Origin of the sequence: Amycolatopsis sp. NPDC049253 (genome assembly GCF_040678995.1) — a bacterium.
GTDB lineage: Bacteria > Actinomycetota > Actinomycetes > Mycobacteriales > Pseudonocardiaceae > Amycolatopsis.
This window is the reverse complement of the sequence record NZ_JBFAQX010000032.1, coordinates 1-23,137: the sequence shown is the minus strand read 5'-3', so window position 1 is coordinate 23,137 and position 23,137 is coordinate 1. Positions and strand designations below refer to the sequence as shown.

General features: G+C 72.6%; 26 protein-coding genes and 2 pseudogenes. 13 read left to right on the top strand and 15 right to left on the bottom strand.

Annotated elements, in window-relative coordinates; translation table 11 throughout:
- Window positions 1–13 precede the first annotated feature (13 nt).
- Together AB0K15_RS40380 and AB0K15_RS40375 are read left to right on the top strand one after the other, a co-directional pair.
- Complete coding sequence (locus AB0K15_RS40380; RefSeq protein ID WP_364063468.1) at window positions 14–640, top strand: hypothetical protein; 627 nt, start codon at window positions 14–16, stop codon at window positions 638–640.
- A gap of 439 nt (window positions 641–1,079) precedes the next feature.
- Entirely contained in the window at window positions 1,080–1,907 is an 828-nt protein-coding gene (locus AB0K15_RS40375) for a universal stress protein (RefSeq protein WP_364063465.1), read from the top strand.
- A gap of 617 nt (window positions 1,908–2,524) precedes the next feature.
- On the opposite strand, the gene AB0K15_RS40370 is transcribed toward AB0K15_RS40375, so the two are convergent.
- The 3 genes from AB0K15_RS40370 to AB0K15_RS40360 are packed head-to-tail and all read right to left on the bottom strand — an operon-like array spanning window position 2,525 to window position 3,960.
- The gene (locus AB0K15_RS40370; RefSeq protein ID WP_364063462.1) at window positions 2,525–3,046 is read right to left on the bottom strand and encodes a flavodoxin; all 522 of its coding nucleotides are present in this window, start codon (window positions 3,044–3,046) and stop codon (window positions 2,525–2,527) included.
- A 13-nt stretch (window positions 3,047–3,059) separates the two neighbouring features.
- Window positions 3,060–3,326, bottom strand: a complete 267-nt coding sequence (locus AB0K15_RS40365) for a dsRBD fold-containing protein (RefSeq protein WP_364063459.1) — start codon at window positions 3,324–3,326, stop codon at window positions 3,060–3,062.
- Window positions 3,327–3,360: 34 nt separating this feature from the next.
- Window positions 3,361–3,960 (bottom strand): hypothetical protein, encoded by a 600-nt coding sequence (locus AB0K15_RS40360; RefSeq protein ID WP_364063456.1) that lies wholly within the window; start codon window positions 3,958–3,960, stop codon window positions 3,361–3,363.
- Window positions 3,961–4,182: 222 nt separating this feature from the next.
- On the opposite strand from AB0K15_RS40360, the gene AB0K15_RS40355 reads away from it, so the two are divergent.
- Both AB0K15_RS40355 and AB0K15_RS40350 read left to right on the top strand, forming a co-directional pair.
- Complete coding sequence (locus tag AB0K15_RS40355; RefSeq protein WP_364063453.1) at window positions 4,183–4,431, top strand: CBS domain-containing protein; 249 nt, start codon at window positions 4,183–4,185, stop codon at window positions 4,429–4,431.
- On the top strand, window positions 4,428–4,694 hold the full coding sequence (locus AB0K15_RS40350; RefSeq protein ID WP_364063450.1) for a CBS domain-containing protein: 267 nt from the start codon (window positions 4,428–4,430) through the stop codon (window positions 4,692–4,694). The genes AB0K15_RS40355 and AB0K15_RS40350 overlap by 4 nt, the downstream gene beginning before the upstream one ends.
- Here AB0K15_RS40350 and AB0K15_RS40345 read toward each other — a convergent pair.
- Complete coding sequence (locus AB0K15_RS40345; protein ID WP_364063447.1) at window positions 4,625–5,602, bottom strand: nitroreductase; 978 nt, start codon at window positions 5,600–5,602, stop codon at window positions 4,625–4,627. The genes AB0K15_RS40350 and AB0K15_RS40345 overlap by 70 nt on opposite strands.
- Window positions 5,603–5,793: 191 nt before the next feature.
- Between AB0K15_RS40345 and AB0K15_RS40340 the strand changes: the two genes are divergently transcribed.
- Together AB0K15_RS40340 and AB0K15_RS40335 are read left to right on the top strand one after the other, a co-directional pair.
- Complete coding sequence (locus AB0K15_RS40340) at window positions 5,794–6,273, top strand: universal stress protein (RefSeq protein WP_364063444.1); 480 nt, start codon at window positions 5,794–5,796, stop codon at window positions 6,271–6,273.
- Between the two features lie 269 nt (window positions 6,274–6,542).
- Window positions 6,543–7,529, top strand: coding sequence for a hypothetical protein (locus tag AB0K15_RS40335; RefSeq protein WP_364063441.1), 987 nt, complete (start codon window positions 6,543–6,545; stop codon window positions 7,527–7,529).
- A 151-nt stretch (window positions 7,530–7,680) separates the two neighbouring features.
- On the opposite strand, the pseudogene AB0K15_RS40330 reads toward AB0K15_RS40335, so the two are convergent.
- The 10 genes and pseudogenes from AB0K15_RS40330 to AB0K15_RS40285 all read right to left on the bottom strand — a co-directional run bounded on the left by AB0K15_RS40330 (window position 7,681) and on the right by AB0K15_RS40285 (window position 16,793).
- Window positions 7,681–10,039, bottom strand: a pseudogene (locus AB0K15_RS40330) (phosphoketolase family protein).
- Window positions 10,036–10,938: a universal stress protein gene (locus AB0K15_RS40325; RefSeq protein ID WP_364063438.1), complete on the bottom strand. Its 903-nt coding sequence runs from the start codon at window positions 10,936–10,938 to the stop codon at window positions 10,036–10,038. Before AB0K15_RS40325 ends, AB0K15_RS40330 begins: the two are co-directional and overlap by 4 nt.
- Window positions 10,935–11,549, bottom strand: a complete 615-nt coding sequence (locus tag AB0K15_RS40320) for a CBS domain-containing protein (RefSeq protein ID WP_364063435.1) — start codon at window positions 11,547–11,549, stop codon at window positions 10,935–10,937. The genes AB0K15_RS40325 and AB0K15_RS40320 overlap by 4 nt, the downstream gene beginning before the upstream one ends.
- A 177-nt stretch (window positions 11,550–11,726) precedes the next feature.
- Window positions 11,727–12,620: a universal stress protein gene (locus tag AB0K15_RS40315; protein WP_364063432.1), complete on the bottom strand. Its 894-nt coding sequence runs from the start codon at window positions 12,618–12,620 to the stop codon at window positions 11,727–11,729.
- Window positions 12,607–12,888 carry a DUF1918 domain-containing protein gene (locus AB0K15_RS40310; RefSeq protein WP_364063429.1) on the bottom strand — a complete coding sequence of 94 codons (282 nt, stop codon included), beginning with the start codon at window positions 12,886–12,888 and terminating at the stop codon, window positions 12,607–12,609. The genes AB0K15_RS40315 and AB0K15_RS40310 overlap by 14 nt, the downstream gene beginning before the upstream one ends.
- Window positions 12,889–12,937: 49 nt before the next feature.
- Window positions 12,938–13,510 carry a CBS domain-containing protein gene (locus tag AB0K15_RS40305; RefSeq protein ID WP_364063426.1) on the bottom strand — a complete coding sequence of 191 codons (573 nt, stop codon included), beginning with the start codon at window positions 13,508–13,510 and terminating at the stop codon, window positions 12,938–12,940.
- An 18-nt stretch (window positions 13,511–13,528) separates the two neighbouring features.
- Window positions 13,529–14,371 carry a universal stress protein gene (locus AB0K15_RS40300; RefSeq protein ID WP_364063421.1) on the bottom strand — a complete coding sequence of 281 codons (843 nt, stop codon included), beginning with the start codon at window positions 14,369–14,371 and terminating at the stop codon, window positions 13,529–13,531.
- Between the two features lie 54 nt (window positions 14,372–14,425).
- Complete coding sequence (gene ppk2 / locus AB0K15_RS40295; protein WP_364063417.1) at window positions 14,426–15,298, bottom strand: polyphosphate kinase 2; 873 nt, start codon at window positions 15,296–15,298, stop codon at window positions 14,426–14,428.
- Window positions 15,295–15,927 carry a CBS domain-containing protein gene (locus AB0K15_RS40290; RefSeq protein WP_364063414.1) on the bottom strand — a complete coding sequence of 211 codons (633 nt, stop codon included), beginning with the start codon at window positions 15,925–15,927 and terminating at the stop codon, window positions 15,295–15,297. Before AB0K15_RS40290 ends, ppk2 begins: the two co-directional genes overlap by 4 nt.
- Window positions 15,924–16,793 carry a universal stress protein gene (locus AB0K15_RS40285; RefSeq protein ID WP_364063411.1) on the bottom strand — a complete coding sequence of 290 codons (870 nt, stop codon included), beginning with the start codon at window positions 16,791–16,793 and terminating at the stop codon, window positions 15,924–15,926. Before AB0K15_RS40285 ends, AB0K15_RS40290 begins: the two co-directional genes overlap by 4 nt.
- 272 nt (window positions 16,794–17,065) lie before the next feature.
- Between AB0K15_RS40285 and AB0K15_RS40280 the strand changes: the two genes are divergently transcribed.
- Genes AB0K15_RS40280 through AB0K15_RS40255 form a run of 6 tightly spaced genes read left to right on the top strand, consistent with a single transcriptional unit; the run spans window position 17,066 to window position 22,371 of the window.
- Complete coding sequence (locus tag AB0K15_RS40280) at window positions 17,066–17,749, top strand: response regulator transcription factor (RefSeq protein ID WP_364063408.1); 684 nt, start codon at window positions 17,066–17,068, stop codon at window positions 17,747–17,749.
- Entirely contained in the window at window positions 17,746–19,134 is a 1,389-nt protein-coding gene (locus AB0K15_RS40275; protein WP_364063405.1) for a HAMP domain-containing sensor histidine kinase, read from the top strand. The genes AB0K15_RS40280 and AB0K15_RS40275 overlap by 4 nt, the downstream gene beginning before the upstream one ends.
- A 47-nt stretch (window positions 19,135–19,181) precedes the next feature.
- Entirely contained in the window at window positions 19,182–20,591 is a 1,410-nt protein-coding gene (locus AB0K15_RS40270) for a ferredoxin reductase family protein (protein ID WP_364063400.1), read from the top strand.
- 12 nt (window positions 20,592–20,603) lie between these two features.
- The gene (locus AB0K15_RS40265) at window positions 20,604–21,065 is read left to right on the top strand and encodes an FMN-binding protein (RefSeq protein ID WP_364063395.1); all 462 of its coding nucleotides are present in this window, start codon (window positions 20,604–20,606) and stop codon (window positions 21,063–21,065) included.
- Window positions 21,062–21,796, top strand: a complete 735-nt coding sequence (locus AB0K15_RS40260) for an FAD:protein FMN transferase (protein ID WP_364063390.1) — start codon at window positions 21,062–21,064, stop codon at window positions 21,794–21,796. Before AB0K15_RS40265 ends, AB0K15_RS40260 begins: the two co-directional genes overlap by 4 nt.
- Window positions 21,797–21,822: 26 nt before the next feature.
- On the top strand, window positions 21,823–22,371 hold the full coding sequence (locus tag AB0K15_RS40255) for a hypothetical protein (RefSeq protein ID WP_364063387.1): 549 nt from the start codon (window positions 21,823–21,825) through the stop codon (window positions 22,369–22,371).
- Window positions 22,372–22,404: 33 nt separating this feature from the next.
- Here AB0K15_RS40255 and AB0K15_RS40250 read toward each other — a convergent pair whose 3' ends face one another.
- Window positions 22,405–22,779: an ArsR family transcriptional regulator gene (locus tag AB0K15_RS40250; protein ID WP_364063695.1), complete on the bottom strand. Its 375-nt coding sequence runs from the start codon at window positions 22,777–22,779 to the stop codon at window positions 22,405–22,407.
- Between the two features lie 125 nt (window positions 22,780–22,904).
- On the opposite strand from AB0K15_RS40250, the pseudogene AB0K15_RS40245 reads away from it, so the two are divergent.
- Window positions 22,905–23,137, top strand: a pseudogene (locus AB0K15_RS40245) (MFS transporter); the annotation flags it as partial.

Sequence of the window (23,137 nt, the reverse complement as noted above, 5' to 3'; positions counted from 1 at the left end):
AAGAGGAGGCACCATGACGGATTCCCACCCGCAGGCACCCGATCTGCTCGGCGACCGGTTCGCCCCGCACCCCCACTTCTCGGTGGTTCGCCACGAGATCGTCGACGCACCGGCCAAGGAGACGTACGCGGCGGCACGCGACTTCGACCTGACGGACATCCACAGTGGGCTTCTGACGGTCGCGGAGCGGGTCCGCGAGCTGCCCGCTCGCTGGCGCGGCCGGAGGCACGGGCCGCCACGGCAGCCCACCCGCCTGACCGTCGACGACCTCGACAGCGGTTCCGACTGGGCACTCCTCGGCGAGCACCCGGGCACCGAGTTCGCCGTCGGAGTGGCGGGGAAGTTCTGGCGCCCGGTCATCACCTGGCGCCGGGTCGATCCGGACGACTTCGCGGCTTTTTCCGAACCCGGGTACGGAAAGCTGGTGATCACGTTCGGCGTGCGACCTTACGGAATCCACCGCAGCCTGCTGACCGTCGACACCCGGGTGCTGATGACGGACCCGCAAAGCTGGGTGAAGTTCCGCCGGTACTGGCGAATCGCCCGCCCCTTCGTCCAGGCGGCCCACACCACGCTGGTGCGGACGATCTCGCGGGAGGCAAGGGACCGGGCTCTGGCGGCCTACAGCCGGCCGGAATGAACGGCCGCTCGAGGCGGCTCCGGGAACCGGCTCGGGAGCGCCCGTCGGCGTGGCTCGGGTGCCGACTCGCAGCGGGAAGAAGGAGGCTCGTGGACGAGGAGGAACAGGCACCCGATCGAGGAAGAAGCGCGGCGCGAGGTCACCGAGCGTGGCCCGCGCCGCTACCTGCTGGTCGGTGACCGAAACCTTCCCCCGACGGGGGCACCGGCCGTGATCGCGGCACCGCGCCTGGAGTCTTTGGTCCCTCCCTCCGGGGCGCTGCGGCCCTGCTCCGGGCGAGCGCGCGGCCGCACACTCGGGCGATGACCCGCGCGACGTTGCCCGCTCGGCAGGATCGGCGGCGTACGCGACGGCACGCACTGCATCGTCGCGGTGGCGAGTGTGTTCCGCGGGCCCGCCCCTGCGTGGCGCCGCCGATCCCGGAAGAACGGAGAGCACCGTGACCTCATCCGATTCCGGATCGGTCGTCGTCGGTGTGGACGGTTCCGTCTCGGCGATCGACGCCGTCCGCTGGGCCGCGCGCTCGGCGGCCCGCCACGGGGCGGCGCTCGAACTGCTCCACGCGACGTCGTTCCCGGACCTGCTCGCGTTCGGCGTCGTGCCGGCAACGGACGAGGCCAAGGACTTCCTCCGCCACCACGGCCGGCACCTCCTGCGCGCGGCGCGCGAAACGGCGCTCGGCGCCGGCGTGACCGAGGTGCGCGAGCGGCTGGACCCCGACCGCCCGGCTCAGGCACTGCTGGGCCTCGCCGGGCCGGACACGGTCCTGGTCGTGGGTCACGGCCGGGGGCGGGTCGGCTCGGTGCTGGCCGGGTCCGTCGCCTCCGCGCTGATCACCCACGCCCCGTGCCGTGTCGTCGTCGTCCGCGGGGACGAGTGGGACGCACCCGCCACAACCGCGCCCGTGGTCGCGGGAGTCGACGGCGGGCCGGGCTCCGCCGCGGTCACCGAAGCCGCGTTCGCCGAAGCCGACACACTCGCGGCTCCCCTCCTCGTGCTCCACGCCGCGGCCGGCGACGGCGCCGAACCACGCCTCGACGAGCTCCTGGCCGAACCGGCGCGCCGCCACCCCGGCGTGCACGTCGAGCACGAGACCGTGGCTCGGCGCCCGCGCCATGAACTGCTGGCGCGCAGCGCGGAGGCCCGTCTCGTCGTGGTGGGCCGGCGCGGTCGAGGCGGGTTCCCCGGCTTGCTGCTCGGGTCGACCACGCACGCTGTGCTGCAACACGGGACCTGTCCGATGCTCATGGTCCCCACCACCGGCTGAGCCGGCAGCCGTTCGGGCACACGGCAGGTACGTCTGGTCGGCGTGGCTCCACGGCGCGGCGCCCGTCGTGGGTCGTGGGCCTGCGTCTCGGCGACGTTCGAAAGCACCCCGCGCACCCCGGCTCCACCATCCTCAACGGACGCATTCCACGCACCACCCCGGCGCGATGACCCCGCGACTCGGCTTCGGAACCGGTTTCGGCGCCGCCGCACCGGCTGCCGCGCTCGACGGCCTCGCAACGCTTCTCGGATCCCGCGCCGCACGCGACCCTGCCCACCCGGCACGCCGTCGCCTGCTGCGGTACGGCATCGGGCTTTCCGCCGAGCTCCTCGGCCGGGAGATGACCGTGCTGGGGACCCGGACTGGTCTACCTCGTCGTGGCGTTCACCGCGCTCGGCATCGTCAGGTACGCGACATCGTCAAGCCAGGCCGCACCGTCCGTCCCGAGCGCGGTCACGGCGGCAAGGCGGCGTGTTGTCTGGCGATGCTGCTGCTCGGCGACCGCGTCCGGCCCGGGTGGCGGTGGCTGTGCGGCCTCGCGCCGGCCTTCGCCGGAGCGAAGCGCCCAACGGGGGTCCTGCGGGATCGGTGCCGGGAGCACCCGGGCACGCCGCCCCTCAGCCGCGGCCGGACCCGGTCCGCCGGGCGCGGGCGAGGGACTCACCCCACCCCCGGGCTCGTGCTCGTTCTCCGTCCACCAGCCGTGTTTCGCCGTCCACCACCTCGACGAAGAAGCTCGTCGCCGGAACCACGGGCGGATGACCGAGGCGGCGCAGGAGCCGGTCGGCCGCCCTCGCGGCGGATCCGGTCAGCCACCGCGGTTTGCGGAGCCTGGTGTCGAACACGGCCGTGGTCGTTCCCGGGGGCAGGACGTGAAAACCGCCCAGCCACTCGCGCACCCCCGGCTCGTGCGTGCGAGTCCCGTCCGGAGCCTGCTCCACGGCCGCCTTGCGCGTCGAGGGCCGGCTCAGGCCGTGGACGTGCGTCGGCGCGCCCACCACGAGCAGGTCGCACCCCGTCAGATCGCGCGGTGCGAGATCCACGGGAACGACCTCCGCGGAACCCAGCCCGTCGGCCACCGCGCGTGCGACCTCTTCGGTGTCGCCGAACATGGACTCGTACACGACCATCGTGCGCATCCCGTCCACCTCCTCACCTCTCGAGCCGAGCCGGCTCGTGTGTGATGGCTTCGATGTCCTCGGCGGCGACGTCCAGCAGCCGGTGCGCGAGCGCGCTCAGGGCCCGGGCGGCGGCCAGCTCGTCCCCGATCTCCGGGACGTCGCGGTCGACCGGGTTGAGCCGCGCTGTGCCTGCCGCGTCGAGGGTCGCACCCGACCCGGTGCGCAACCGGGCCGTGGCGTTCGTGCGCCCTTCGTCCTCGCTGAGAAACACGTCGACGTGCCATTGCCTGGTATGCATGACTACCTCCTGTTCCGCACGCGGTCGTGGTCGCTCACGAGCGCGCTTTCCCGCTCACCACGGCGAACCACTCCTGCCGCCACCTCCCCATGCGATAGCGGTCGAGTGCGAAGACGGCGATCCGGTAGACCAGCGCCAATCCGAGCCACACCGCGGACAACAGCCCGGCCGCCGCCGCGACCGCGTTCACGACGGCGGCGGCGGCGCTCAGCGGCGGGTCGACCACGACGCCGGCGTGATCCACCCAGATCTGCACGGTGTCGCCGCGGTGGGTGCCTTCGTCCGCACTCACCTTCCCGACGTGACGCACGTCGCCGGCGGAGTCCCACGTCGCGTCGGTCGGCATCGGGCCACCGACGGCGCCGCTGCGACCACTCACAGAAATCGGTGGGCCGTCCGCGAGGAGCGTCGCCGTCACCGGCATGTACTCGGCGAGTTCCCGCACCGAGACCGCCTTCTGCGAAGCGTAGACCGACGAACCGGCGGCCGCCGAGAACGGGATGGCAGCGAGAGCAACGAGGATCACCACGAGTGCCAGACCGGCCTGCAGCCGGTCCGAAGTCCGCGCGACGGAACCGCGTCCGGGAACGAGCAAGTGCCACCACCGCAGCAAGCGGTTCGCCGACGGAATCATGTCTCGCGCCTTTTTCACTTCGACAGGGCCGGTTTCCGTCCTCAGCATGCGCCGCGCGCCGGCTGATCCGAAGGGGCCTTCTGCCCGTTTCGGCGGGTCACCGGTCCCCGGCTCGTGCCCCGACCGGCGGCCGGCCAGGGGCGAAAGACCCTTGGCCCGCGCGAGCCGCCGGCATCAAGGTCGGACGAGGCATCCGCACCGGCCGCCGGAACGGAGAACGCGATGCGAACGCGTGCCATCATGACGACCCCGGTGATCAGCGTGACTTCCGGCGCTTCGCTCGCCGAAGCCGCTCACCTGATGACGCGGTGGGGCTTCACCACCCTGCCCGTGGTCACCCGTTCGGCCAAGCTCGTGGGTCTGATCAGTGAAACGGACCTCGTCCGGGCCGGCTTCCCCGGCGACGCGGCCACCGGGACCCTGACACGGGCGTCCTGCTCGGCGGCCACCGCACCGTGTCCGCGGTCATGAGCACCCAGGCCGCGACCGCGTCCCCGGACCTCGACCCCGCCGCGCTCGCGCACCGCATGACCGAAGCGGGTGTGCGCGCCCTGCCCGTGGTCGACGCCGACGGATCGCTGGTGGGCATCGTGACGTACCGGGACCTGCTGCGGGTCCTGCCCGCCGACAAGCCCTCGCCGGGTTCCCGTGCGGACGAGCCGGTTCAGTCCGGAAACAGGTCGGTGAGAGGGCGGCGGGGCGAAGGCGGCACAGGAGCCACCGGGTGCCCGTAGCGGAAGATCACCTGCGGCAGTCCGGGCAGTTCCAGCCGTTCTGCGAGCAGCTCGCGGAAGCCGCACAGGTGCAGCGGCTGGGTGAGGACCGACCCGGCGAGCCCGCGGGCGGTCGCTTCCAGCCACGTCCGGGCGCACGCGGCGCCGGCGGCGAGGTGCTCGCGCCGGCTGTCCCCGTCGGTGCAGAAAGCCAGGAGGTGCTCCGCTTCGAGCCGCGCGGTGAGCCTGGCGTCGTCCGGCACCGGTGTTTCGCGGCGCACCAGCCCCGCGGCAGGCAGCGATTCGGGGCCGAGCGCCGACTCCGGCACGCCGTCCTCGGCGCCCGACTCGGGGGAACCGAACGTGCTCGCGGTCCACGTGCGCAGCTCGCGCTGGTAGGCCGGGTCGGCCCGGAAGGCCCGGGTGGCGAAACCGAGCATCGCCCCCAGGTCCCCGAGATGCTGTGGCACCACCGCGCGCACGCACGCCTCGCCACCCGCCGCGGACACCGCCGCCCGGTCCACTTCGGACACCGGCTCGGCCGAGAACCACCGGCGGTGGCTGCGCCGGCGCCCGATGGCGTGGTAGCGCGCGAGCTCGGCGTGGTCGGGGCTGAAGCCCGGCTCGGCATGGACGGTGGCGACGACCGCACCGCCGGCGAGGTAAGACGTGGTCGTCGCCCGGCACAGCACCCGCGCGGCCACCTGCAGGTGCGCGAGCGCCGCGCCGCAGGACAGCATGCGGTCGCGGCCCTCCGGATCGTGGTTCGGCAGCGCCACGGAGGCTCGCTCGATCAAGTCGACGTCGCTGTGCCGGACGCGCAGGCACCACGGTTGCGTGTTGTGCACGGACGGAGCCCGGCTCATCGCCCGGGCGAGCACCGCGATCTCGGAAGGGGCGAGCGCCGTCGTCTGTGCCGAGGTCCTCATGTTCCACTCCTGTACCCGGAGACGGTCACTCCGGCGAACCCCATGCTCGCCGTCGCGCGGCCCCGCCGATGGGGCCCAAGGTCACCGCACCCACGGCAGACGTCCTCGCCCGCACCGGTGACGTCGTGCCCTAGCCCCTGTGCGACCTCCTCGATCACGCTCGACCGGTAACCCGAGGAAAGGCATGTGCGATGAATTCCGCGAACCCGGCCTCCGGCCGCTTCCTCGTCGTCGGCTTCGACGGCTCCCCTCAGAGCGACGCGGCTCTGCGCTGGGTGCTCGGCGTCGGCGCCCAGCCCGGTGACTCCGTGCAGGCCGTGCTGGTGCGGCCGACGGAATTCCTGGTGCCGGGGTCGTCTTTCGCGCTGCAGCCACACGGCCGACATCCCGCCGGTCTGTACTCCCCGCACGACGACATCGCGCGCATCCGCGCGGAGTTCCCGGCCGCCGCGGACGTCACGATCGCGACACCGCGGGGCGATCCGGCCACGGAACTGATCACCGCGTCCACCGACGCCGATCTCCTCGTCGTCGGCGCACACGGCGCCGGCCGCACGCGGGAACTGCTGCTCGGCAGCGTTTCGCGCGACTGCGTGCGCTATTCACGCTGCCCGGTCGTGGTCGTCACACCCGGGGCCGCGCGCCGCCTGGTCCCGGCCGCCTCCGGCTGACCGCCGAGAAGCTCCGGACTCACGGCGACGGCGCGGTCCACCGAAGCGGCACACCGCGGCCAGGGTGCAGGCCGGGGGGAACCGGGTGCGCGACAGCCGGCGGCCGCCGCTTCCTCCCTCCGTGCCCGTCACCGTCCGCCACGCCGGCTCGGCATCCCGGGGCAATTGATGACTTTGTCCCCTGTGTCCGGAAGGCCGAGGCGCCCACGCTGGCCATGACGACTCCGCACCGCCGACAGTCAGCCGCTTCGTGCGGCCAAGGGAGACCGATGTCCCTCCGAGTGGCTCCGGCAGGACGGCTCGGCGCCGATGAAGTGATCTCGGTGCTACGTGCCGCGACGCTGGCTCCTTCCACCCACAACACCCAGCCATGGCTCTTCACGAGCGGCGCCGGCGGAATCGAGCTCTACGCGGACGCTGACCGGGTACTGCCGGTGGCCGACGCCGACCGGCGTGAGCTCCTGCTGTCCTGCGGCGCGGCACTGTTCAACCTCCGGACCGCGATCCACGCGCTCGGGGTGCGCCCCGACACCACCATCTTCCCCCGCCGCGAGGACTCCGATCTGCTCGCGGTCGTGCGGCCGCGCAACGCGGTCGCGCTCGACCACCGGCTCGTCAGGCTGGCCAAGGCCATCCCGCGGCGGTCCACGAACCGCACACCGTTCGGCGGCGGCGCCGTCCCGCCAGAGGTCGTCGGCCTGCTCCGCCGAGCCGCCGAGGCCGAGCAGGCGTGGCTGCCCCGGCTCGACGACGACCAGCTCACCGGCCTGCGCGAACTCGTCAGCGAAAGTCACCTGGTCCAGGCGCGTGACCCCGCCTTCCGCGCCGAGTGGCGGCGGTGGACCCGGCGCGCCCGGGCGGCCCGGGACGGCGTGCCGTACTCCGCCGGCGGAACCGCGGCGCCCGACGACAGCTGGGTGCTGCGCGATTTCGACGACCCGGCCGAACGGGCTCCCGCTCCGGCGCCGCCGCTCGTCGTGGTGATCGGGAGCTTCGGCGACTCGCCGGCCGACCGGCTGAGGGCCGGTCAGGCGATGCAGCGGGTGTTGCTGACCGCGACCGCGCACGGCCTCGACGCCTCGTTCATCTCCCGGCCGGTCGAGGTCCGCGCGACCCGCATCCGGTTGCGGAAGCTGCTGGGCGACGGGCTGTGGCCGCAGATCGTGCTGCGCATCGGCTACGGCTCCCCGGTCGCGTGGACGCCGCGGCGGGCGCTCGCCGACGTGCTCCTGGAACGTCCGTCGCTCACTGCCTGAGCGCTCGGTCCCGCCGGCCACGCAAGTCCGTCGCGAGCACCGCGGCGCCCGGTTTCGCCGCAGCCGCGCGAACCCGTCGGGCCACCGGCGGAAAAGGTGGCCGGCACTTGGCGCGCTTCCCAGCGGTTCGATCAGGCGACCGCGGGTGATCTCAGCCTTGCCACCTCCACTCCCGGACCTCCGGCAGGTCTTCCCCGTGCTCGACGATCCAGCGGCGATGCCGCTCCTGCGTCCGGGTCATCCGCTGCCGCAGCACCCCGGCCGTCGCGACCAGGCCCGGAACGCGGTCGATCACGTCCACCACGAGCTGGAAGCGGTCCATCCGGTTGAGCACGAGCATGTCGAACGGCGTCGTCGTGGTGCCGTGCTCGGTGTAGCCGCGCACGTGCAGCCCGGCGTGGTTCGTGCGGCGGTAGGCCAAGCGGTGGATGAGCCACGGATACCCGTGGTAGGCGAAGATCACCGGGCGGTCCGGTGTGAACAAGGCGTCGAACTCCCGATCGTCCAAGCCGTGCGGGTGGTCCTCCGCCGGTTGCAGGCGCATGAGGTCCACGACGTTCACGACGCGCACCGCGAGCTCGGGCAGCTCGCTCCGCAGGATCGACGCGGCTGCCAGCACCTCGAGGGTCGGCGCGTCGCCGGCGCAGGCGAGGACGACGTCGGGCTCGCGGTCGGCGTGGGTGCCCGCCCATTCCCAGATGCCGACACCGCGTGCGCAGTGCAGGGCGGCTTCCCGGGCATCGAGCCAGTCGGGAGTCTCGTTCTTGCCCGCCACCACCACGTTGACGTAGTCGCGGCTGCGCAGGCAGTGGGCGGTCACCTCCAGCAGCGTGTTGGTGTCGGGCGGCAGGTAGACGCGCACGACTTCCGGGCTCTTGTTCGCCACGTGGTCGACGAATCCCGGGTCTTGGTGGGAGAACCCGTTGTGGTCCTGCCGCCACACGTGTGAGGTGAGCAGGTAGTTCAGCGAAGCCACCGGCCGCCGCCAGGGAATCTCCCGGTGCGTCCGCAGCCATTTGACGTGCTGGTTCACCATCGAGTCGACGATGTGCGCGAACGCCTCGTAGCACGAGAACAGCCCGTGGCGGCCGCTGAGCAGGTAGCCCTCGAGCCAGCCCTGGCACAGGTGTTCCGACAGCACCTCCAGCACGCGGCCGCCGGCCGCGAGGTGTTCGTCGAGCGCACCGATGGGCAGCTGCCAGTTCTTGGCGGTCACGTCGTACACGGCGTCGAGCCGGTTGGACGCGGTTTCATCCGGACCGAACAACCGGAAGTTGGCACCTTCGGTGTTGCGGCGGAAGAGGTCGCGCAGAAAACGGCCCAGCACGCGGGTCGGCTCGGCGCATGTCGCACCGGGTTCGGACACCGGCACCGCGTGCTCCGTCGGTTCGGGCAGCGCGAGTGGCCGCAGCAGGACGCCGCCGTTGGCGTGCGGGTTGGCGCCCATGCGCCGCTCCCCGCGCGGGATCAGCGCGGTCACCGCACTCGTGGGGCGGCCTCGTCCGTCGAACAGCTCTTCGGGCCGGTACGACCGCAACCAGATCTCCAGCGCACTGAGGTGCTGAGAATCCTCGCGCACACGGGCGAGCGGCACCTGGTGGGCGCGCCAGGTGCCTTCGACCTGCTATCCGTCCACAGTGGCCGGTCCGGTCCAGCCTTTGGGTGTGCGCAGCACGATCATCGGCCAGGGCCGCCGGTCGCGAGTTCGCCGCAGCACCGCCAGGTCCGCCACGATCGCGTCGAGGGCGGCCGCCATCGCCTGGTGCATCACCGCGGGCTCGTCGCCCTCCACGTACACCGGGGCCCAGCCCGCGCCACGCAGGAGCGAATCCAGTTCGGATGGCGAGATCCGTGACAGCACGGTCGGATTGGCGATCTTGTAGCCGTTGAGGTGCAGGATCGGCAGCACCGCGCCGTCGCGACGCGGATCGAGAAACCGGCTCGCCTGCCAGCTCGCGGCGAGCGGACCGGTCTCCGCTTCACCGTCGCCGACGACGCAGGCCACGAGCAGACCGGGATTGTCGAACGCGGCGCCGAAGGCATGCGCGAGCGAGTAGCCGAGCTCACCGCCCTCGTGGATCGACCCGGGGACGTGCGGGGAGACGTGGCTCGGCACGCCGCCGGGGAACGAGAACTGCCGAAAGAGCCGGTGCAGCCCTTCCTCGTCCTGCGAAACCTCGGGCCACAGCTCGGAGCAGGTGCCCTCGAGCCACGTGTTCGCGAGCAGCGCCGGACCGCCGTGCCCAGGACCGGTCACGAACATCGCGTCCAGTCGTGGGCGAGGATCGCGCGGTTGAGATGGGCGTAGACGAAGCTCAGCCCCGGCGAGGTCCCCCAGTGCCCGAGCAGGCGCGGCTTGACCTGCCCGGGCACGAGCGGCTCACGCAGCAGCGGTTGCTCATGAGGTAGATCTGGCCCACGGCCAGGTAGTTCGCCGCTCGCCACTGCGCGTCGACCTGGGCCAGCTCGACCGGGGACAGCGCCGAGGCGGTGGCCTCGAGAGCCGTCACCGCTTCGGCTCCGGCCGCACCACGAGCACGGGGCAGGACGAGTGATGGATCAACGCCTGGGCGGTCGAACCGAGAAGCATGCCCGTGAAGCCGCCGCGGCCGCGGCTGCCGACCACCACCAGCTGCGCCCGGTCGGACTCGGTGAGCAGCGCGTGCCGCGGCCGGTCCTGGACCAGAGCCCGGCGGACCTGAACCTCGGGGAACTTCTCCGGCCAGCCGGCCAGCCGCTGGGCCAGCAGCCGATCCTCCGTCGGCTCGAGCGATTCCGGCTGGGGCATCAGGCGGGCCGTGCTGTCCGCGGAGTCGTACGTGACGTCGTTCCATGCGTGCACGGCCACGAGCGGCACACCGCGGAAACCCGCTTCTTCGAAGGCCGCCGCGATGGCGGCCTCGCTGTTCGGGGTGCAGTCCACGCCGACCACGACCGGCCCCTCCCGGGGAACCGGGCCGTCGCCGTGCCGGCCGCGGATCACCGCGACCGGGCACTCGGCGTGCGCGGCCACGGTGGCGGCCGTGGAGCCGACCAGCATCCCGGCGAAACCACCGGTGCCGCTCCGGCCGACCACGATCAGCCGAACCCGCTTCGACCGGTCGAGCAAGGCCGGGGTCGAAGCGTCGAAGAGCACGCCGGTTCGCACGGTGAGGGACGCGTCCACCGACAAAGCGAGCTCGCGAGCCACCTTGACGATGCGCTCACCTTCCCGGCGGAACTGCTCGAACAGCTCGTCACTTCCCGCGAGGCCGCCACCGTAGTAGAGCGCGGGGCTCTGCAAGCAGTTCACGAGTTCGAGCTCGAGCCCCCGGCCGGACGCGAGCCGCGCGGCCCAGCGGACCGCCTCGTCCGCCCCTGCCGAACCGTCGACGCCGACCACCACCGTGGTGCTGTTGTGTGCTGTCATGACCATGGGTCCTCTCTCGGCGAAACCGTCTCGGCACCGACGACACCCGGCACGGCCAGGGCGAGCAGGGTCGCGACGTGCCGGTCGGTCCGGTCGTCGTAGCGGTCGACGATCCGCACGAAGCCGTCGTGGACTTCGACCTCCCAGCGACCGGTGCCGCCGTAGATCTCCAGCCGGTGCCGCACGTCGGCGGAGATCGCACTGTCTTCCCGGGCGAGCATCCGGACCACGTCCCCGCGGGTGACGATCCCGACCAGGCGGCCGCCGTCGACGATCGGCATCGCGCGGATCTTGGCGTCGACGAGGGCCTGGCAGAGGTCGGCGACGTCGGTCCCCGACGACATCGCGGTGACCGGCGTGGTCATCACCTGCTCGACCGACGTCTCCGCCACCGACGGGCTTTCCGTCTGCGCAGGGGCCGACCGCGCGTCGGCGGGGATGCGCCCGCGGATCAGGTCGGCCTCGGTGACGATGCCGATGAGGCGTTCGTCGTCGTCGACCACCGGCAGTGCGGTGAACCGATGTCCGGAGAGCAGTTCAGCCGCTTCCTTGGCCGGCGCCCACGGCGACACCGTCACCACCGGCGCGGACATCAGGTCTCGGGCACGCATGGAGTCCAGCCCTTCTTTCGGTGCACCGAAAGTAGCCACCGGGCAGGGCCGGCCACGCCGGTCCGGAGTCACCAGCACGAAGGACGAACGTCACCGGCTGCGAGCCGGCCCGAGAACACGGCGCGAACACCGGCTCCGACCTGGCGAGCGACCTCGGCGCCGTCGGGCTGGGACGGTTCATGGCCGTTGCCCGCCCGGGCGGACGACGGCCACCGGGCACGCGGAGTGCACGAGCAGCGCTTGGCTGGTGGAGCCCAGCAGCATCCCGGTGAACCCGCCGCGGCCGCGGCTGCCCACCACGACGAGTCGCGCGTCCGCACCGAGCTCCAGAAGAGTCCGGACCGGCCGTCCTCGGACCACCACGACGTCGATCGGCAGGCCGGGGAACTTTTCGCGCCAGGGCACGAGCTGCTCGGCGACCCGCCGTCGTTCGGCTGCGGCGATGTCCTCCGGGCGTGTGCCCGCTGCCCGCAGCTTTCCCTCCGGCGTGATCTCGTTCCAGGTGTGCACCGCCACGAGGCCGGCGCCGCGGGCCGCGGCTTCTTCGCACGCGTAACCCAGAGCGTCGTTGCTGTCGGGAGACCCGTCCAGCCCGACCAGCACCGGGCCCGTCGCCGGCGGCGGGTCGTCCGGCCGGCGTCCGCGCACCACGACGACCGGGCACGGCGCGTGAGCGGCGAGGGAGACCGCGGTCGAGCCGATCAGGAGCCCGGTGAACCCGCCCAGCCCCCGTGAGCCGAGCACCACGACTTCGGCGTCCGCGCACTCTCGCAGCAGGACGCCCACCCGGCCCCCTTCCACGACCGCCCGCTCGATCCGCACCGACGGCCACTTCGCCAGCACAGCGCCCTCGGCCTCGGCCACCCCCGATTCGGCGCTGGACCGGAAGCCTTCCCGGACGGCGGTCACCGCCATGCCCGAGACTCCCGGCGAAGGCACCACGTACGCCTGCACGAGTCTCAGCACCGCATCGCGCCGCACAGCCACCTCGGCGGCCCAGACCGCGGCGTGCCGGGCCGAAGCCGAACCGTCCACACCGGCCAGCACCACCCGGTCGTCACGCCGGGACACGGCGCGCTCCTCCGCCTGATTGCCGCAGCGCCCGCAACCGCTCGAACCGCGCACGGTCCGCTTCGTCGAGCGCGGTGATCTCCGCTTCGGTCAGCACGATGGCGTCCGGGCCCGGAAACACCGTCGACACGTGGTCGTCGGCCAGCCAGCGGACGGTGAACGGAGGCGTGCCGTCCGGCCCTCCGACGGCGATGATCCGGCCTCGCTGTTCGGGCAGGTCGACCCGAACTCCCTTCACCACCAGCCAGTCGCCGGGTTGTGCGTGCATCACTCCTCCTCGGGATCGGGGTCGGCGGCCCGAATCGTGGCCCGGTGACTCAGTTCCGGCCGGCCAGTTCCACCGCGGTGACGCCCTCGACCGTTTTCACGAGGGCGGTGACGAGCCGTCGTTCGGCCTCGTCGCTGAACGCGCCGCGGACCGTCACCAGGCCTGCGGTCACGGAGACCGACCACAGGTCGCGGTGCCCCGTGTAGTCCTTGAACAAGCCGCGGACCCGCGCGGCGATGGTGTCGTCGTGCCGCACGAGCACGCGCAGGAGGTCTCGCCGGCTGACCATGCCCGCCAGGCCGCCCGCGTCGACGACCGGGATGCTGCGCAACCGGTCGACGAGCATGCGGGCGGCGATGTCGCTGACCTCGGTGTCCAGCTCGACGACGTCGACCGGCTCGGTCATCACGGACCCCACGAGCCGGCTTGGGGCGACCGGCTCTCCGGTCAGCACCCCGCTCAGCGCGTCGGCCTCGGTGAACGAGCCGACGACGCGATTGTCTTCGTCGACCACGGGCAACGCGGCGATCCCGTGCTCCATGAGCAGCACGATCGCCTCCCGCACCGGCGTCGCCGGCCCGACCCCGACCACCGGCCGGGTCATGATGTCCCGTGCGCGCACGGCTCTCCTCCTGATGTCTCAATGAACGACCGCGACCGGGCACATCGCATGAGCGAGCAGCCGGTTCCCGGTCGAGCCGAACAGACCGCCCGCCACCGCCCCCCGGCCGCGGCTGCCGATCACGAGCAGCTGAGCGTCCTCGAAACGCAGCAACGCGCGCGCGGCCGAGCGTTCGCGGATCGCCCGGGGCAGGATCGTCACACCGGGCTCGGCCCGGACGAGGTCGTCGACCCGGCGCCGGAGTGCTCGCTCTTCGCCCTCCACGGCCGCTTCGACCAGCTCCGGATCGTTGAGCAGTCCCTCGTGCCACGCGTGCACCAAGATCAGCGGCACGTCGCGGTCGCGGGCGGCCCCGACCGCGAACCGCAGCGTGCGATCGTCACCGTCTCCGACGACACCCGCGACCACCGGCCCACCCGCCTTCGCACGGCCACGCACGATCACCGCGGGGCAGCGCGCGCTCGCGGCGACGCGCAACGCCACCGACCCGATCGCGGCACCCCGCAGCCCGCCGATTCCGTGCGAACCGAGCACGATCAGCGCCGCGTCGTCCGACAACCCGACGAGCAAGTCGGCGGCGGGCCCGAGCCGGACGGCGTACTCGATGCGCACGTCCGGCGCGGCCTCTTGTGCGACCTGCTCGGCTCGCCGGAGCCAGCGGTGGGCGCGCTCCAGCAGCCGAGGTTCCTCCCGCGACGGTTCGCCGCCCCTGAGGTCGGCCGTGTCGAACAGCCCGGCGTGGAAGAGCCGGAGCACGCACTCCCGGCGCACCGCTTCTTCCGCCGCCCACCGGACGGCCGCCAAGGCCGCCTCCGATTCGTCGACACCGACCACCACCGCGGCGCGGACTGTCGTTCCCATCCCGACGTGCCTCCGTTCCCGCCACCTCTCCACGGTGACCGGATCCACCGTCGCTCAGCCGCGATGAGCGCGGTCAGGGGAGGAAGTCCTTTCCGGGTGGGACGAAAGCGCGGAGTGCTTCATCAGCGTCGCCGCGTGGTCGGGGACCTCGCGCTGCAACCGCCGGTCCGTCCGGGCGTACCCGCCGTCGCGGGGCCGCGGCGGAATGGTCACGGCTTCGCGCGGGATCTCCTGGTACGGGACGGCGGCGAGCAGGTGCGCGATCATGTTGATCCGCCCGCGGCGCTTCTGGTCGCTGTCGACCACGTTCCACGGTGCTTCGGGGATATCGGTGTGCACGAACATGTCGTCCTTCGCCCGGGAGTAGTCCTCCCACCGCGACACCGATTCCAGGTCCGTCGTCGACAGCTTCCAGCGCCGGAGCGGGTCGTCGATCCGCGCCCGGAATCGGCGCTCCTGCTCGTCGCGGCTCACCGAGAACCAGTACTTGTACAACAGGATGCCGTCGCCCACGAGCAGTCGCTCGAAAATCGGGCACTGCTGCAGGAACCGGTGGTACTCGTCGGGTGTGCAGAACCCGAGCACCCGTTCCACGCCGGCGCGGTTGTACCAGCTGCGGTCGAACAGCACGATCTCACCGGCGGCGGGCAGCAGTTCCACGTACCGCTGGAAGTACCACTGCGTACGCTCCCGTTCGGTCGGCTTCGGCAGCGCCTCGACCCGCACCACCCGGGGGTTGAGGTGCTCGGTCACCCGCTTGATCGTGCTGCCCTTGCCCGCCGCGTCGCGTCCCTCGAACACCACGACCACTCGCGCGCCTTCCGCGCGCACCCATTCCTGCATCTTCACCAGCTCGATCTGCAGCCGGGCGAGCTCCTGCTCGTAAACCGCGCGCGACAGCCGCGCCGCGGGGTGCTTCCCGGTCATCGGGCCACGTCGTCCCACACGAAGTCGAGGCCGTTGCACACCTCGACCACCCCGGGCACCGCTTCGATGTGACCGGTCACGGACGCGACCTCGCTGCGCCACTCGACCCGGCCCGCCACCGTCACCACCCCGGCGTGCACCATCACCCGCGCGCGATCCGGCCCGATCCGCAGCCCTTTTCTCAGCAGGACCGTCACCTCGTGCTCGATCTCGGAGTCCGGCCGCGACATCAACCCGACGAGGTCGCGCCGCGCGACGACACCCACCGGCCGCCCGGCGGCGACGACGAAGAGCCGTCGCAACCCCGATTCGGCCATCCGCGCGGCGACGTCGGCGACCGGCATGCCGGCGGCCACGGTCAGCGCGGGGCTGGTCATCACGTCCCGCGCCGTCCGCGGCGGCGACGCGTTCCGGCGCAACCAGCCGCGGTGACGATCCGAGCGCAGCAACGGCAGCAAGTCCCGTTCGGACACCACACCGGCGATCGCACCGTAGCGATCGACCACGGCCACCGCGCTGATCCCGCGGCGCACCAAGGCTTCCGCGATCTCCTTGACCGGCGTGTCCAGCCGCGCGCACACCGGGCTCGGCGTCATCACCGCGGCGACGGGTGTCGTGCTGGTGTTCATCGTCCCTCCCCTGTCCGGGTCCGTCCGTTCCGCTCCCGGCTGACCACCAGCACGGGGCAATCGGCGTGGTGCAGCAACGCGTGGGTCGTGGAACCGAGCACCATGCCCGTGAAGCCGCCTCGCCCGCGGCTGCCGACGACGATGACGGCCGCGTCCTTGCCGTGGTCGATCAGCCGGTCGCGCGGCCGGTCCCGCTCGACGACCAGGTCGACGTCGACGTCCGGAAACCGTTCGCGCCGACCGGCCAGCCGCTGCGCGAGTGCGCGCTCTTCGGCTTCGCCGACGTCGACGAACGGGGTCGAGGGCGGGCCGCTGTAGCTGTCCTGCCACGCGTGCAGGGCCACCAGCCGGACGTGGCGCCGCGACGCCTCCTCGAACGCCCAGCCGATCGCGGCCTCGCTCGTCGGGCTGCCGTCCACGCCGACGACGACCGGCCCGTCCACCCTCGTGGTGCCACTGCCGCGGACGATCGCCACGGGACAGCCGGCGCGGGCGATGAGGTCGGCGTCGGGTGAACCCGCCAGCAAACCGGACAGTGTTCCGGTGGGCGGCCCCAGCACCAGCAGCAGCGCGTCCTGGGACGCCTGCCGCAAGGCGGCCTCGACGCCGGCGCCGCTAGTCTCGGTGCTGACCGGCACGCCCGGCTCGGCCGCCGCCAGCTCGTCGCGCGTCGTCCGCGCCACGTCCAGTGCGAGCGCCTCCTTCGCCGCGCGCCACTCGGCGCCCCCGACGGACGGCGCGTCGACCGCGCTCACCGTGAGCACCGTCAGCGACGTCTGCCACCACGCGGCTTCCCGGGCCGCCCAGCGAGCGGCCGCCGCGGCCGGTGCGCTGCCGTCGACCCCCACGACCACGTGATCGATCACGACCCGCTCCCCCGCGGACCGGGTGCCGAATCGGCTTCGCTGGTCACTGCTTCTCCTGGAGGTGTCGGCCGGCCGGACTCCCTCAGTCAACCGCCGGCCGCGGGATCGGCGCGCCGGCCACAAGGCATCGGGGCGAGGGACCAACGTCACCGAAGAGGACTCCGGTGCGCGGGTGTCCACAGCGGACTGGAATTTGCCGTCCGCTTGCCTTTCCCGGCGCGCACGGACCGTCGGGTCCGGCATCCGGCGGAACCCCGGGGCATGATGGCGGCATGCAGCCCCGCGTCCTGCTCGCCGACGACGACCGCGCCATCCGCGAGTCGCTGCTGCGCGCACTGGAGCTGGAGAGCTATGCGGTCACGGAGGTGACCGACGGGGTCGCCGCGCTGGCCGTGGCGCGGCGGGATCGCTTCGACGTGCTGATCCTCGACGTGATGATGCCCGGCGTCGACGGGCTCGGCGTGTGCCGGGTGCTGCGCGCCGACGGTGACCCGACACCGATCCTGATGCTCACCGCGCGCGTCGAACCGCCCGACCGCGTCGCCGGGCTCGACGCGGGGGCGGACGACTACCTGGTCAAGCCGTTCGATCTCGACGAGCTGCTCGCCCGCCTGCGGGCGCTGCTGCGGCGGACCTCGCCCGACGCCGCCGCGCCGCGGGTCCTGCGGCTCGGCGCGCTGACCGTGGACCCGGCCGCACGGCGGGTGCGGTGGCAGGACGTGGAGGTCGACCTGTCGAAGACCGAGTTCGACCTGCTGGAGCTGCTGGTCCGCAACGCCGGGATCGTGCTGGACCGCGCCACGATCTACCAGCGCATCTGGGGCTACGAGTTCGGCTCGGACTCGAAGAACCTGGCCGTCTACATCGGATACCTGCGCCGGAAGCTCGAGAAGGCGGGCGCGACCGAGCTCATCCGGACCGTGCGCGGGGTCGGCTACTCGGTGCGCGCGTCGTGAACCTGCGCGGCAAGCTGGCCGTCGCGTTCGCCGGGGTCGGCGCGGCCGCGAGCGTGCTCGTCGGCGTGTTCAGCTACCAGACGGCGTCGCAGCGGATCAGTGCCGAGCTCGACCGCTCGCTGCTCACGACCTCGGCCGAGATCCAGGCCGGCGCGACGCAGGTGCTCGCGCCCAGCCCGTTCACTTCCGGCCCGAAGGACAACGACCACGACGAAGCGCAGCCCATGGTCGCGCAGGCCATCTCTCCGGACGGCCAAGCACGGCGGATCGGCGGCCGTCCGGGGGTCTCCTTCACGGTCGACGACACCGACCGGGCGCTGGCGGCGAACGGCAGGCCGGGCCAGAGCACCTACCGCGATCTGACCGTCGGCCCCGACGACTACCGCGTGATCACCGTGGCGCTCGGGCGCGACCGCGGCGCGGTCCAGCTCGGCATCGACGTCGACGAGTCCCGGCACGTGCTGGCTTCCCTCGCCACGCGGATCACGCTGGTCAGCGCGGTGGTTCTCGCCGCCGCCGCGCTGGTCGGCTGGCTGCTGGCCCGCCAGATCACCCGCCGGCTCGTGCGGCTCACGGCCGTCACCGAGCAGGTCAGCGACGGTGGCTTCGGGCAAGCCGGCGTCCCGGTCGGCGGGCGCGACGAGGTCGGCCGCCTGGCGACGTCCTTCGACCGGATGCTCGGCCGCCTCGCCGACGCCCGCGCCGACCAAGAGCGGCTCGTTCAGGACGCCGCGCACGAGCTCAGGACACCGTTGACAAGCCTGCGGACCAATGCGCAGGTGATGCGGCGCTTCGACGAGCTGTCCCCCGGCTCCCGGACGCGGCTGCTCGACGACGTCGACGGCGAAACGCGCGAACTGGCGCACCTCATCACCGAGATCGTCGGACTCGCGACCCGGCGCTACGACAGCGAAGAGGCCGGACCGGTCGAGCTGGCCGCGGTCGCCGAACGCGCCGCCGAACGGGTCCGGCGCCGGTCCGGCCGGACGATCGTGGTCGACGCCGACGACACCGTCGTGTCGGGCCAGACGAGGCGGCTGGAACGCGCGGTGACGAACCTGCTGGAGAACGCGGTCAAGTTCGACGCCGGCGGAACCGAGCCGATCGAGCTGACCATCCGAAGAGGACGGATCGAGGTCCTCGACCGCGGCCCGGGGATTCCCGAGTGGGACCTGCCGCACGTTTTCGACCGTTTCCACCGCGCGGACGCGGCCCGGGCACTGCCGGGCTCCGGGCTCGGCCTCGCGATCGTGCGGGAAACAGCACTGGCCCACCAGGGTGAGGTCCTCGCCCGCCCCCGCCCGGGTGGCGGGGCCGTCGTGGGGTTCACCGTCGGCGGTGATCGACTCTTACCGTCTTCTCACCCGGATCACGCCGGAGGCTAACCGGGCTCCGGAAGTGTGGTGGCACCACGAACACCACCAGGAGCATGATGTCCACCGTTCCCCTCTCGATCCGGCCCGGCGAGGCACCCGCCCGGCGCCGCGCCCGTCCGGTACACCGCTGGTGGCGGGACGCCGCCGGGCTGGTGGCGTGGGCGACGGTCGTGTTCGTCACGGCGCTGTGGGTTTCCGACGGGGGCGTGCAGCAGCTGGGCTCGGCCGCGTCCGGGCTCACGTCCGCGGGCCGGCTGACCGGCCTGGTGTCCGCCGCGCTTCTGCTGCTGCAGGTGCTGCTCATGGCGCGGATCCCGTGGGTCGAGCGCAGCTACGGCCAGGACGCGCTGGCACGCCGGCACCGCCTCGCCGGGTTCACCTCGTTCGTGCTGCTGTGCCTGCACATCGTCCTGATCTCGCTCGGCTACGCCGCGGCCGACCGCACCGGGCTGGCCGCCGAAGTGTGGGACCTCGTGACGACGTACCCGGGCATGCTGCTGGCGACCGCGGGCACTGTCGCACTCGTTCTGGTCGTCGCCACCTCGGTGCGGGCCGCACGGCGCCGGTTGCGGTACGAGTCGTGGCATCTGCTGCACCTCTACGCCTACCTCGGTGTCGGCCTCGCCCTGCCGCACCAGCTGTGGACGGGCACGGACTTCACCGCCTCGGCCGTGGCGACCGCGTTCTGGTGGACCGCCTACGCCACCGCGGCCGCCGCGGTGCTGGCGTTCCGGGTGGCGCTGCCGCTGACGCTCAGCCTGCGGCACCGGCTCGTGGTGGATCGTGTGGTGCGGGAAGGGAACGGAGTCGTCTCCGTCCACCTGCGCGGCCGCCGACTCGAGACGTTGCCCGTGCTGGCCGGGCAGTTCTTCGTGTGGCGGTTCCGGCACGGCCCCGGCTGGACGCGCGGCAAGCCGTTCTCCCTGTCCGCCGCCCCGGACGGCCGCCGCCTTCGGATCACCGCTCGCGACCTGGGCCCCGGCAGCGCGCGGCTCGCGCAGCTGCCGGTCGGGACGCGGGTGTGGTTCGAAGGCCCCTACGGCACCCTCACCGGCGCGGTACGGACCAGCCGCAAGATCACCCTGTTCGCGTCCGGGATCGGGATCACGCCATTGCGGGCGCTGCTGGAAGAACTGCCCTATGCCCGCGGCGACGCCGTGCTGTTCTACCGGTTCGCCGCCGCGACGGAGCCGCTGTTCCACCACGAGCTCGAGCACCTCGCGAGGACGCGCGGCGTGCGGATCCATTACCTGCCGGGCCCCCGCGCCCGCGACCGCGTCTCGTGGCTGCCCGCCGGCTTCGCGCCCGTGCCGGACCACTCCGTGCTGCGCCGCTTCGTCCCTGACATCGCCGAGCACGACGTTTACGTCTGCGGCCCCACCGCGTGGGCGCGCGCCGCCGTCGAGTGCGCCTCGCGGTGCCGGGTTCCGCGGCAGCGGATCCACTTCGAACAGTTCGCTTGGTAGGAGCTCCGGACATTGCGAAGAATCGCCATCGCCATCGCGGCCACCGTCTCGATCGTCGTACTGCTGTTCAGTTACCACACGAGCACGAACCAGACCTCGGTCATCGCGCAGGTACCCGGTGTCGTCCGGTCGCCCACGTCCTCGGCGCCTCCGCCTCCGACGGCCGCACCCGGAACCGGCTCGGGCAGTGGCTCGGGCAGCGGCACGTACACCGGCCAAGCCGCCGACACGCCGTACGGCCCGGTCCAGGTCGCAATCACCGTGGCGGACGGGAAGATCACGGATGCGCGCGTGCTGCAGGTGCCCCAGGAGTCCGGCCGCGACGTGCGCATCAACTCCGCCGCGGTGCCCGTGCTGAACCAGGAGGTGCTGCAGGCGCAAAGCGCGCAGATCGACACCGTCAGCGGCGCGACCTACACCTCGCAGGGCTACCTGCAGTCCCTGCAGTCCGCGATCGACGCGGCCCACCGGTGACCGAGCCGGACCGGCGCGCGTGGACGCGCTTCATCATGGGGATGCCGATCAGCCTGCACCTGCGAGGCCCGGGTGTCCGGACCGAACCGGCGGCGGAATCCGTTGCCGCGGAAGTGTTCTCGTATCTGTGCACGATCGACCGGCTGTTCAGCCTGCACCGGCCGGACAGCGAGGTGAACCGTCTCCGCCGAGGCGAACTCCGGCCCGGCGACCGGCATCCGTGGGTCTGCGAAGTCGCCGGGCTGTGCGTCGAAGCCCGTGAGCGCACCGACGGCTGGTTCGACGCCGACCTCCCCGGCGGGTACGACCCGTCCGGACTGGTCAAGGGCTGGGCCGCGCAGACCGCCGCCGCGCTGCTCGACCGGCTGCCGGACCACGACTACTGCCTCAACGCGGGCGGCGACGTCGTGGTCGCCGTGCGCGGCCCGGACTCGGCGGCGTGGCGAGTCGGCGTCGAAGACCCCCGTGACCGCGGCCGCCTGCTGGCCGTGCGAACCGTGCGCGCGGGAGGCCTGGCCACGTCCGGCACGGCCGCCCGCGGGCACCACATCATCGATCCCCGCACGGGCGCCCCCGCGCGGGCCCTGATGTCCGCGACGGTCGCCGGCCCGAGTCTTCTGTGGGCCGACGTCTACGCCACCGCCGCGGTCGCCCGCGGCGGCAACGTCGAACGCTGGGTGCGCGCCCGGGCTCCCGGCTACGAAGCCTGCGCCGTCGTCCGCTGTCCCTGAACCCCCGTCACCGCTCGAAGGAACCGATGACCACGCTCAACGGCCTGCCCGCCCACATCCTGCTCGTGCACGCCATCGTCGTGCTGCTCCCCCTCGCCGCGCTGCTCCTCGTCCTGTGCACGCTGTGGCCCGCCGCGCGACGCAAGCTGGCAGGGCCCAACGCCGTGCTCGCCGTCCTCGTGCTGATCCTCGTCCCGGTCACCACCGACGCCGGCGAATGGCTCGAGCGACGCGTGGCCGCCACCCCTCTCGTGCGCGCGCACACCGAACTCGGCGACACCGCCGTCTACTCGGCCATCGCCGTGGCCGCGCTCGCCCTCGTGGTCTGGTGGCGCCACCGCGAAAGCGCCTTCCCGGACGAGGGCGGCCCCCGGCGCGTACTGCGGCTGCCGGCTCCTCGCCGCACCCTCCTCGCGCCCCGCTCGACGCCGGTCACCATCGTCCTCGCGGTCGCGGCGATCGTGGTCGCGGGCGGCGCGACGTACGACATCTACCGCATCGGCGACTCCGGTGCTCAGGCCAGCTGGCAGGGCCAGTTCTCCGCCACCCCCGCCCCGCGTGGCGGCCACCGGTGACCCGAGGCGTCACAGGGCAAGGACGCGACACCGTCACCCGGCACCGGACGCGGGTTCCCACGCCGCGACCAGGTCCAGCAGGCCGGGAAACCGGGCGTCGAGGTCTTCGGCGCGCACGCGGCTGCGGCGTTCCAGCCCGTACTGCCGCTGCCGCAGGACACCGGCTTCCCGCAACGCCTTGAAGTGGTGGGTCAAGGACGACTTCGGCCGGTCCAGCTCGAACCAGCCGCACGGGTGGTCGTAGGCCTCGCGTTCCCGCAGCAGCTTGCGCACGATCGTCAGCCGCAAGGGGTCGCTCAGCGCGCCCAGCACCACTTCGAGCCGGAGGTCCTCGCGAGCCGGCTCCGGCAGCGCGGGTGGCAGGTCTGCGGGAGGGGTGTCCGGGCCGGTCACGGTCGGCGTGCTCATGGACGGCGTGCTCATGGACGGCGTGCTCATGGACACAGTCAACACCTCAGTACGAATAAAGTCGAACTGGCGCGGGTTGCAGAGTCACACCCGCATAGTTCGACTTCATTCGTACTGGAGTTCCCATGGTCGTCGTGCGCGACACCGCACCAGCCCGGACGAGCAGTCCGTGGCCGGCCGCGTGGCCGGTCACCGCCGTGTTCGTCCTGTCCAACGCCCCCACGCCGCTGTACGTGCTGTGGCAGCACCGATTGGGCTTCTCCGCCGGCACGCTGACGGTGATCTTCGCCGCCTACATCGCCGGCCTGCTGGCCGCGCTGCTGGTGGCCGGCCGGGCCTCGGACCGGATCGGCCGCAA